This is a genomic window from uncultured Methanobrevibacter sp., assembly GCF_947169325.1.
Lineage (GTDB): Archaea > Methanobacteriota > Methanobacteria > Methanobacteriales > Methanobacteriaceae > Methanocatella.
Genome location: NZ_CAMVPN010000003.1, coordinates 40,753 through 51,632 on the forward strand (window position 1 = coordinate 40,753; position 10,880 = coordinate 51,632).

The 10,880-nt window shown below is 31.4% G+C and carries 8 protein-coding genes; 7 read left to right on the forward strand and 1 reads right to left on the reverse strand.

From position 1 onward, the window contains the following. Positions 1-56: 56 nt before the first annotated feature. The 4 genes from Q0W26_RS00925 to Q0W26_RS00940 are packed head-to-tail and all read left to right on the forward strand — an operon-like array spanning position 57 to position 2,543. Positions 57-791: an endoglucanase gene (locus Q0W26_RS00925; RefSeq protein WP_298521510.1), complete on the forward strand. Its 735-nt coding sequence runs from the start codon at positions 57-59 to the stop codon at positions 789-791. Between the two features lie 23 nt (positions 792-814). Next, on the forward strand, positions 815-1,369 hold the full coding sequence (locus Q0W26_RS00930) for a PsbP-related protein (RefSeq protein ID WP_298521512.1): 555 nt from the start codon (positions 815-817) through the stop codon (positions 1,367-1,369). 21 nt (positions 1,370-1,390) lie between these two features. Next, positions 1,391-1,903, forward strand: a complete 513-nt coding sequence (locus tag Q0W26_RS00935; protein ID WP_298521513.1) for a flavoprotein — start codon at positions 1,391-1,393, stop codon at positions 1,901-1,903. Positions 1,904-1,934: 31 nt separating this feature from the next. Next, a complete protein-coding gene (locus Q0W26_RS00940; protein ID WP_342765319.1) occupies positions 1,935-2,543 on the forward strand; it encodes a phosphopantothenoylcysteine decarboxylase in 609 nt (202 codons plus the stop codon). Between the two features lie 1,123 nt (positions 2,544-3,666). Here Q0W26_RS00940 and Q0W26_RS00945 read toward each other — a convergent pair. Beyond that, on the reverse strand, positions 3,667-7,761 hold the full coding sequence (locus tag Q0W26_RS00945) for a C1 family peptidase (RefSeq protein WP_298521517.1): 4,095 nt from the start codon (positions 7,759-7,761) through the stop codon (positions 3,667-3,669). A gap of 868 nt (positions 7,762-8,629) precedes the next feature. Between Q0W26_RS00945 and Q0W26_RS00950 the strand changes: the two genes are divergently transcribed. The 3 genes from Q0W26_RS00950 (at position 8,630) to Q0W26_RS00960 (ending at position 10,703) form a co-directional block, all read left to right on the forward strand. Then, positions 8,630-8,932: a hypothetical protein gene (locus Q0W26_RS00950; RefSeq protein WP_298521519.1), complete on the forward strand. Its 303-nt coding sequence runs from the start codon at positions 8,630-8,632 to the stop codon at positions 8,930-8,932. 286 nt (positions 8,933-9,218) lie between these two features. Beyond that, positions 9,219-10,295, forward strand: coding sequence for a LytS/YhcK type 5TM receptor domain-containing protein (locus tag Q0W26_RS00955; RefSeq protein WP_298521521.1), 1,077 nt, complete (start codon positions 9,219-9,221; stop codon positions 10,293-10,295). 6 nt (positions 10,296-10,301) lie between these two features. Beyond that, positions 10,302-10,703, forward strand: a complete 402-nt coding sequence (locus Q0W26_RS00960; RefSeq protein ID WP_298521523.1) for a YgjV family protein — start codon at positions 10,302-10,304, stop codon at positions 10,701-10,703. The last annotated feature ends 177 nt before the right edge of the window (positions 10,704-10,880 follow it).

A 10,880-nucleotide genomic window follows, 5' to 3' on the forward strand; every position in this document is an offset into this window, starting at 1 on the left:
CTTTAAATTAATGTTTATATATAATTATTCATGTACAAATTCAGGGAGGGTAGGTAATGTCAGATGAAAGAGAAAAACTTCTAAATGTCATGAGAAATTTAGAGTCTGATTATAAATCAGGTAAAATATCTGCAGAAAAATACAGTTATTTTAGATCTAAATATGAAGATAAGTTAAATTCAATAGATGCTAAGGCTGCTACAAGAAGAATTAGATCTATGCAAGGCAAACCATCTAATGACACTAAAAAAGCCAAATTGCATAAAAAACCTACCAAAAATAAGAAGAAAGAAGAACAGGACTTGGTTCAAAAATATATTATTAATCCTAAGAAGGATGATTCCAGATACAATAAAAAGAAAAAATCTTCAGTAGACAGTGGAACATTCAAATTATTGCTACTGCTGATATTGGTTGTTGGTTTTACTGCTGGAATAGCTTACGGTATTTTTAATTTGGACTTTGGATCTTTGTCCGATACTGAAACTGTAGCGATTGTTAGTGACACTGCATTCCCTGAAATTAAAGAGGTTGTCACAGTCAATAAGACAGCTACAAATAGTAGTAATTATGGTAATTATAGTTATTATGATGATTACGATGATTCTGATGAGATAGAGACTACTACGGAAACAACTACGACCACATATACTGATTCATCCAGTTCGGATAGCTCTCAGAACAGTGGTAATGGCCAACAAGGCTCAGACACTTCACAATCAGGTTCCTCTAATACTGGAGGAGGTAGTTCTCAATCCGGAAGTGAAGGTGGACGTAGTAATGAAGGGTAATTCCTTCTAGTGTCAGAGGTGATATGATGAAAAATAGTTTTTTAAAAGGAAGCATTATAACAATCATACTTTTATTATTTTTAATTTCTGCTACATCTGTAGCTAGTGCTGATAGTAATGATAATTCTGATTTAAGTATATTGTCTCTATCCAAAGGAGGAATCACTATTCAATATCCTTCCAATTGGGGCAATTCACAGTCAACATCCAACTACTCCGTAATGGCAATTTCCAAGATTGATTCCATTGATTCATTTGGTGTTGGCCAGGTCAATATTCAAGTTGAGAAAAACTCATATGAAGGAGATTTCTACACTTTTGTAAATGAAACTTATGACAAAATGCAAAAGGATCCTTCATTTCAGTTAGTTTCATCCGGAGGAGTTTCCATTGGGGGAATGGATGCGGTGGAATACATCTACACTTCCAGCCAAAGTGATGTTGAAAAAGAGCATAAGGCAGTCTGGTTTGAAAAAGGCGGTCAGGCTTATGTCATAATGTACAGCGCTCCGATTGATCAGTTTGAAGATAATTTGTATGTCTTTGATTATGTACTGTCAGGAATACAAATTACTTAATTTCTTTTTTTAGGTGTTATGATGATTATTTTATGTGTTACAGGTAGCGTCGCTGCTAGCGAAGCTATCAAATTGACCCGTGAATTTAGAAGAAATGATGTTGAAGTTAAATGCTTCATGAGTGAGGCGGCCTGTGAACTTATTCATCCCAATTCCATGGAGTTTGCAACCGGAAACAGTGTAGTCACAGAACTGACAGGTGAAATTGAGCATGTCAAATACTCTCAGGAAGATTTGATATTGGTAGCACCGGCTACAGCAAATACAATCTCTAAATTTGCATATAAGATAGCCGATAATCCGATTTCCACCCTTTTAATCACTGCATATGGCCACGACACTCCAATCGTTTTTGTCCCATCCATGCATGATTCAATGTATAAGGCCATAAAAGACAATATTGAAAAAATAAAAGAGGAAGGCTCAGCAACATTCATCAAGCCTCGCATGGATGAGGGAAAAGCCAAATTCCCATCCAAAGAGGACATTGTACTGGAATCTTTAAGGACAATTAATTTGCATAAAAAGGAATGATACTATTAAAGGGAAAAAAGTTTTGATAAGTCTGGGAGGGACTTATGAGCCAATCGATTCTGTAAGGGGGATTACAAACAAGTCTTCCGGAAAAATGGGTTTGGAGCTTGCAAAAGAAGCATACATTCGCGGTGCCGATTTGAAATTGGTTGTAGCTAATGTCAGTGTTGATATTCCTTCTGTTTTTGATGTTGTTCATGTTGAAACAAGTAGCGAGATGAATGATGTTATTCTGGATTTGATTTCTGACTATGACATTTTCATTTCAACAGCTGCGGTGTCAGACTTTGAGTTCAGGCAAAAGTCCGACAAGAAGCTTGATTCAAGCAGTTCTCTTTTTTTGAATCTCAAGCCTACTACCAAAATCATTCGCCAAATCAAGAAGATCAATCCAGATATATTCCTTGTTGGCTTTAAGGCTGAATTCAACATTTCACGTGATGATATAATTTGCTGCGCCAGAAAGCAGATTGCCGATGCCGGAACAGATCTGGTTGTTGCCAATGACATATCCAAATGTCACTTCGGTTCTGATGAGAATGAGGTCTTAATCGTCGATGATGAGGTGCTGTCAGTGCCGTTGGCTTCAAAAAAGGAAATTGCAAAAACTATTATTGACGTAATTTCAAAAAAGATTTAAGTCTACCTATATGTCTCACCGATAATTGTTTAGTTTGAATATTCACTCGTCTTATTTTAATTATTTCTTAATTTATTTTTATATTGACATTAACGGTTGCCATTTTAATGAACTATATAATTAAAATAAAGGTAGGTTCAAGAGGAGCAGTATCTGATTTTCACCAAATTTTTTTAGGTCATACTAAATTACTTTGAAATTGTTTTATTTTTGGCATGTCACATCGTTTAAATTTGATTTTGAAATTGTAATTACATGTCAAGGGCAATATTGTTTTTACTATGTATGGCAACATCATATAATAATTGAGTTTCAAACATATTTGCATATGCAATAATAAGCTCAGAATAGTAATACTTTTTTAAATAAAATAAGCAAATTAATCTTTGAAAAAAATTCTTTTAAAAATAGTTATTTCAATAAAATAAGTTCATGCCTTTAGGCTTTAGTTAAATGGAGTGATTAATAGAGTGAATCAACCTAAAGGACGTTTCAATGAACTTTTATTTTATTTGCATTAGCATATTTTATATTTTATTTTCTAGTATAAAAAGGTATTGGAGTAATACTTTTTGGCAATTTTTGTAGTAATTTTTTACTTTTCTTAGAAGTATTTTTTTGTTGATTTTCTCTCAAAAATCAAGTGATTTTTTCAAAAATTTTTCCTTGATGGACATTGCATTATTGTCTTTTTTGTATAGGTTTTGTTTTGCAATTTGGTTAATTTTAAAAATTTAATCTTAGGTTTTCCTTTGATATTTGGTAGATTTTGATTTAACATTTTAATTGCCTTTAGTTTTTAGGGGTTGTGTTGTAGAATCATTAAATATTTGTTCTATTTGATGAAATTTTCAAGTATTTTGAATCATATAATTTCTGAGGTAGTGATATTCAGTAGAGCGTTGATTGGATATTTTTTTACTAATGCTCCAACAAACATTCTTGTTTTTCATAAGATAAAATTTCAAATAAATCTAAAGGCTTTGTTTTTAGAATATCTAATTAATTTTAATTATTTTTAGGATATATTTATTAATGGCTGGAAAATTACTGAAATAAAAGATTTTGGGTACTGAATTTGAATCAAACTATTGTCTAAAAATAAAAAGAATAACTCTTTTCATTATTTGATTTTAATTTTAGTGTTTTTAGTTACTTTGTAGTAGTAGTTGTTTCCTTTATAGGTAATTGCTGCTTTGTAAGTTCCTTTTTTAGTTAGCTTAGTAATTTTAAAGGTTGCTTTGCCTTTGCTGTTGGTTTTTACTTTGTATGTTTTACCTTTAACTTTTAAGGTTACTATTGCTTTTTTCATTGCTTTTTTGCTGTTTTTCAGGATTATTGTGTATTTTTTGATTTTTGTAGTTCTTTTGAATGTTTTTGATTTGGCGATTATTTTTGTTTTCTCTTTATTGATGGTAATTTTGATAGTTTTACTTGTTGGACTGTAATTACTATTTACAATTTTAATTACCATGTTTTTTTTACCGGCTTTTGCAGTTTTTAGGATTTTTGCAGTTAATTTTATTGAAGCAGATCCCTTTTTGATGGTGGAAGTTCCAATTTTTTTGCTGTTTAGTGTAAATGTTACTTTGATTCCATCAGTTATACTTTTGAAGTTAACTTTGTAGGTTCCGCCGTAATTAATCGTATATGCCGCATTTTTTGCATTAATTGTAATGTGTTTTTTATTTACAGTGAAATTAACGGGAATTTCTGCTCTTATGATGTTATTGTCAATGTATGTAATATTGGCATTGTAAGTTCCAGCATTTAATTTAGGAATAACAAGTGTTGCGATTCCATCTTTTACATCAGCATAATATTCAACATTATTAACTCTAACAACCACTTTACCACTGTTCAATGGGTATATGGTGCTGCTATTTACCTGAACTTTGATGTTGACTGAATTACCGTAAACAACATCTTTAGCTTCAAGAATACTCATGCTTACTGTATCGTTTACCAATGGAACATCATTTGTAACATTATCTAAAGTTATTTTAGCACCTATGTTAACATCAATGCAATTTTCACCATTGCCTATGAATTCAGAATTGCTGATAATCATGTCGGTTTGGGTTTTAATTGCACTGCCTTCAGTTGCATTGTTGTCAATGAATTTAGAGTTGTCTATGGTTGTTTTACCATTATTGTAGATTGCTCCACCATAAGTAGCATTGCCATTAAAGAATTTAATGTTTTTCAAGGTTACATTGTTTGCTTGAATGTTGAATATTCTTGCAAGTCCTGCTCCGTTGATTGTGTGTCCTTTTCCATCAATTGTGAAGTTGTCTTTGCTGATTGTGATTCCATTTTCAAATTTCTTATCGATATCTGTATATGTATAATCATTTGCTAATTCAAGATAATTTCCATGGTTTTCGATTTGATGGGAAAGCATTGTGAATGTTTCATTGTTAAGCACTGTGAATGCTTTGATGCATGCTACCTGCAGGGCGGTTTCTTTGGTATTATATGGATCATAATTATAGAGGTCAGTCCAGTTTTCACCGTCAAAGCTTATAAATGAAATGTTTTCGCTGTAAAATTTATTGACATAGTTTATCCCTTCACAGATTGGGACGCTGGCATTCTGGTGATTGATTTGGAATTCTATTTCAAAAACATCACCAATTTCCAATGGAATGAACTCTCCGAGTTCAATTGTCCAGTATCCTGATTTTGAAAATCCTGATTTGCTTAACTTTAAATCATTGTTGACGTAGACTGATAAATTCCAAAAGCTATCTTCCTTGAAATATGTGGATGCTCCGGCTAAAAGTTCATTGTTTGTTGCATTGAATCTGTTTTTATACCATACTGTATTATTTTGGGTATTGATGAAATCATTTTGTGCCTGGTCGTACTGGTAATTTTTCTCATATTTTATTGTACTGTTGAATATAATCACGGATGTTCCTAAAAAGTAGGAATTTGGAGGACAGGAAGTATCATAATATGAAACATAGAAATAACCGTCTTCTCCCCAGTCATGGCCCCAACTGTTTTTACAAATCCATGCTCCTAGTCCTGGAGCATTAGGTATTTCCATTGTATCATTCCAACCTACAATAACAATTTCGTGATTGGAATAAATGGATTCATTGTAATACTGCTTAACAGAATTTGTTGAATAGATATCGGATACTGCTCCTCCATATTTCATTATAGCTTTTTTAATTTCATCATTGTCTGTGAAGTTATCCCTTTTAAGGTTTAAAATATTTTGAACGTGCAATACACTATCAAACAAATTTGAATATCGGCTAATCTCAATATATGGGTCATCCTCTTCTAAAACGGGACCTAGCCAACTTACAAGGTAACCTGTGTGTGTATTGGGATATCCTCCATAATTTGGTTCATAAATCCAACCGAATGGTGATGTGTTACTTGCAATGTTTTTCATGTTGTTTTCTGAAAGGTCCAGTAATAAGTTATGTGCTTTTAAGACATTTGACTCTAATCCTCCAATTGCTGCAAAAGCCCAGCAGTTACCCTCATCATCCTGGTTCTTAACGGAAGTAGTCTGGTTTAAGTCAACTAAATTGTAATATGGGGGGATGTAATCAGTATCAGCATAATTGCCTATGAAAAATGTGTAATTTCTGCTGATAATTATTAGATTATCCTTATCATATGAAATGTAATTGACATATACGGTTTTATTGTCTTTTGCTGAATTATTCTCATAATTATTTTTTGAAAAATCTTGAGTTGATTTGGAAACGATATAAATTGCGCTGCCATAACCGCTGGCATTATTATTTTTAAATGTATTGTTTTCAATTACCACATTTCGCATATCTGTTAGATATATTGCAGATCCAAAATCACCAGTATTTGATGAGAGTAGTGAGTTTATCAACTTTAAATCTCCATTTTGGTGAAAATAAGCTCCATTGATGCTTGATGAATTTGTTATGGTCAGATTATCGAATGTTGAATTACAATAGCTGATGAATATTCCCGCACCATATTTTGATTTAGCATTAACTATTGATATATTAAATCCAATTAATGAGTGGGAATCGCTACAATATATTGCTCCACCTCTTGATGTTGAAGAGCAATTGATAAACTCAGTTGAGGTGATGTTTATTAGAAATGGATAATCAAATACATTTTCAAATAATATTGCACCTCCCCTATCGGCTTGGGAATTATGAAACTTACAATCGTTGAAATTGATGTTTCCATAAGAGATATAAATGGACCCTCCAGTTTGCTTTGCTTTTGAATTATAAAATGTACAATTGTTAACAGTGAAATTTAAAAGGTCGTAAGTTGTATAACATATTGATCCACCTCTTTTCCCTGCAGTATTGTTTATAAATTCGCAATTGGATATATAAAGATTGCCTATAAATGTATAGACTGATCCGTAAGTAGATGTGCCGGTATTGTTAATGAATTCACAACCCTCAATTGAAGCATCTGCCTTATTTACACGAATACATGGTGTGCTTTTTGCGGTATTGTTCACGAATTTGGAATTGATTATATTGATTGGCGATTTTTCACAAGTCAATACTCCTGAAGCAGATCCTACTTTGTTGTTGATAAATTCGCAGTTGGAAATGGTGAGGTTTGATTTGGATGCATAAATTATTCCATAAGTTATATATGAATCTGATTCGACATTTTCGTTGTCAATGATTTTTGAGTCTTTAATATTCACTGTGCTGTAATATGCTTCTAAAATGCCTGCATCTAAAAGGGTGTTATTGTAAAATGTACAATTCACCAGATTGATATTGCTGCTGTCACTGTAGCCGTTGTAAATCATTCCTGTTGGGAAGTCTTTAGAGTAGTTATATTTGAAATCTTTGAAAATGACATTCGATAAGGTCATGTTTTCAGGAGCATAGATTTTGATGTTTTTCAGGGTAAGATTCTTGAATGATACAAATCCGGTTATATGGATAGTGCTTCCGTTACCGTTGATGATAGTATTTGATGTGTCTTCACCGATAAATGTAATGTTTCTGTGTTCGGATTCCTGTTTATAGTCATATTCCCCATCTGTCAAGTAAATGATTGAATCATTTTTAAGGTCATTGTCTGTCAATTCTTTGTGGGGAGCATCAACAGATGTGATGTCTTCAGTGTTGTTAACATTTAGAATAGTATTGTCAGAAATTGTATTTCTGCTGTCTATTTCAATTAAATCAGTATTATTATCACTTGCGCTTGTTGCAGGGATAATAAACAATAAAAATATTAGAAGCGTTATAAGAAAATATTTATTTTTTAACATAATTTCACATTTCCACAATATTATGTAGTTATTCTTAATATTTAGTATATTGGGGTATAATAGTTGAATTAAGTTGCACTGTGATGAATAAAAACTATTAGAAAGTGAGGTTGCAAAAGTTTGATATATTTTGATAAGTATCTAAGTAATACTTTTTCGCGATTTTTGTAGTAATTTTTTATAGTTCTCAGAGCTATTTTTTTGCTGATTATCACTTGCAAATTAGGTGGTTTTTTTAAAAATTTTTCTTTCATTGACAATGCATTATTGCCTTTTTTGTACTAGTCTTATTTTACGATTTGATTAATTTTAAAAATTTTATCTTATGTTTTCTTTTAATATTCTTTTGATTTCAATTTAAGAGTTTATAGGTTATTGGTTTGAATAGTTTTACTTGTAAAATTCATGATTGTCTTTTTTATCTGATGGGATTTTCAAATGATATGCTCTTTGTAATTTTTGATGTTCTGATATTTATTGAAGTATTGTGGTGATACATTTTGGGCTATTGGTTGATATTATTTCTTTTTGGCAATGGCATGAAAAATTAAATGCCATTTAATCTTTTGATTTTTATTTAATTGTATAAAATGGCTCTGTACAAAGTTATCATGATGAACTATACTTCAATTCTTTATTACTAATTTAATAAAGTTCGGTCCTAAATTGTCATATGGGGTCTTAGTAAAATCCTTGGATGAGGATAGTTTGTAAAGTCTGAGAGTCCTGATTTGAATAATATATGATAAACATGACAAATATGTAATTATTAGATAATAATTTAAATGAGCATATCTAAATTTAATAAGTAAGAGGTAATATTATGGTGAAAATGGAAATTGAATTAACAGATGAGCAATTTGAAAGGTTTGAAATTTTAAAGTCAAAAGGGGTTGATGTTGGTCAGGCTATTGACCTTCTTTTTGGAATTCAAGGTGAGATTATCTCTCAAGTTGAAGAACAAGAAAATGAAAAGAATTTATTAGAAAAAATATCTGATACAAATTATGACGTGGAAATAAAACAGCAATTGCTGAAGAAAAATTATCAGAAAGACAAAACCTCTGACAGAGCAATACGGGACACCAAACAGAATTTAAAATGGTCTAAATTTTTTGAATTATAGATTTCAACATGCAATATTATAATTTAACAGTCTAAATTGTTATAGTATAATATTAATAGTTACTAAATTATTAGGGCTGATTTAAAAAATCAGTTTCAAAAAACTTTAGATGAAATGTTTAAAGAGGGAACCGTTGATAAAATCGCTGAAAAGTATAATGCTTACAACATTCCTGAAGGATTAATCCGTAAATGAATTATGGGTGAATAAATTCCATTTATAATCAATGGAATTTCATTGAACAATGAACTATGATTAAACAATAAATATATTACTTGGAAGTTCTATGATTGACAGATTAAAAAATAACCTATGCAATGATAAAAAAATAGCAATAATATTGACAGTTTTGTTCATATTCAATATTCTACTTTTCATTAACCTATTTGGATATATGACTATTGTAAAACATGTAGATATTTCAGTAGTGCATGAGATTGGCACCATTATCTCAGCAATTATCATTTTAGGATTTATTTCAACCAGGCTTCCAAAATTTAAAAAGATTACTGACGGATCCATTTATGAAATCGCTTATCTGGTAATTATCGGTTTGTTGAGCATTACAGTTTCTTATTTTAACAAATCTACAAATGGGGAGTCGTTATGGGCTCCATTTTTAGAGATGTTTAGGATGCTGTCCGTTATATTGATTTTAACATACATAGCTACCAAATCCAAAAGTTTCATGGCTATAGTTAGGGGAGATATTTCAAGAAAAGCAATAATATGGCAGATTATTATATTTGCAGTCCTTGGAATTTTGTCATCATATTTCACTTTAAACATTAACGGAATCCCTGGCAATGCAAGAACCTTGGTTGTGATGATTGCAGCATTATTCGGTGGGCCTTATGTTGGAGTTCCGGTCGGACTCATATCTGGCGTTTGGAGATACTTCATGGGAGGACCTACTGCACTTCCATGTGCCGTTACAACAATACTATGTGGTATTATAGGGGGATTAATCTATAAATGGAGCGATGGAAGATTTTTAAATCCATTCAACGGTGCACTGCTGATGCTTCTCTATAGTGGATTTGACATGTTTATAATATCAGTTTCAAGTTCCGGAGGACAGGGATTAATCATTGCCAATGCGCTTTATGCTCCAATGACTTTCACAGCTGTGCTGGGAATTATATTGTTTTCCATGTTTTTAATTGAGAAAAAAGAGGAAGTTTCAACAGAACTTGAAAAGGAAATTTGGGAAAACACACAAAACATTTCAACAAATATGGATATTATTGATGTGCATACAGATAGAATAATTGAGTTGTCGCAGGAATTAGAGGAATATAAAAATAAAACTCTTCGTTTAGAAAAGGAACTGCAAGAAATTAAAAATGATAAAAATAAATAGGTATATATGTATCTGCCATGGAACATTATTGCTGGAAACCTTATTTCATTGTTTGCCGGAATTTTTGTAATATTTAGCTTATGGGTAAATGATGATAAAAAAGCATATAAATACCAAATACTAAATGCTTTTATACTGATTATCGCATCATTTTTCTTTAATTCATACGTCGGCATGGTAGTCATGGCAATGGTTACAATAAGGCTATGTATGGTTTATAAAGATAGGTTTTCCATCAGATGGGCGATATTTTTCGTTGTATTGTCTACTGTTATAGGTTTTGCGGTAAATAACTTAGGGCTTGTTGGTTTGATTCCAATAATTGCAACAGTTCAAATCACAGGGTGTATTTCTTTCTTCAAATTAGTTCGCAATCATGGAATAATTGATGAAGGTGTGGGAGTATAATTAATGGACTATAATAAGTATATCGAGTCTTAGATAGTGAGGTAGCAAAAGATTAATCTACTTTGATATCTATCTAAATAATATTTTTTTTGCGATTTTTGTAGTAATTTTTTACTTTTCTTAGAAGTATTTTTTTCAGTGATTATCACTTGCAAAATAGGTGATTTTTTTTAAAAA

Coding starts and splice junctions, on each gene's coding strand:
- Q0W26_RS00925 (WP_298521510.1), top strand. CDS start 57: ATGTCAGATGAAAGAGAAAAACTTCTAAATGTCATGAGAAATTTAGAG.
- Q0W26_RS00930 (WP_298521512.1), top strand. CDS start 815: ATGATGAAAAATAGTTTTTTAAAAGGAAGCATTATAACAATCATACTT.
- Q0W26_RS00935 (WP_298521513.1), top strand. CDS start 1,391: ATGATTATTTTATGTGTTACAGGTAGCGTCGCTGCTAGCGAAGCTATC.
- Q0W26_RS00950 (WP_298521519.1), top strand. CDS start 8,630: ATGGTGAAAATGGAAATTGAATTAACAGATGAGCAATTTGAAAGGTTT.
- Q0W26_RS00955 (WP_298521521.1), top strand. CDS start 9,219: ATGATTGACAGATTAAAAAATAACCTATGCAATGATAAAAAAATAGCA.
- Q0W26_RS00960 (WP_298521523.1), top strand. CDS start 10,302: ATGTATCTGCCATGGAACATTATTGCTGGAAACCTTATTTCATTGTTT.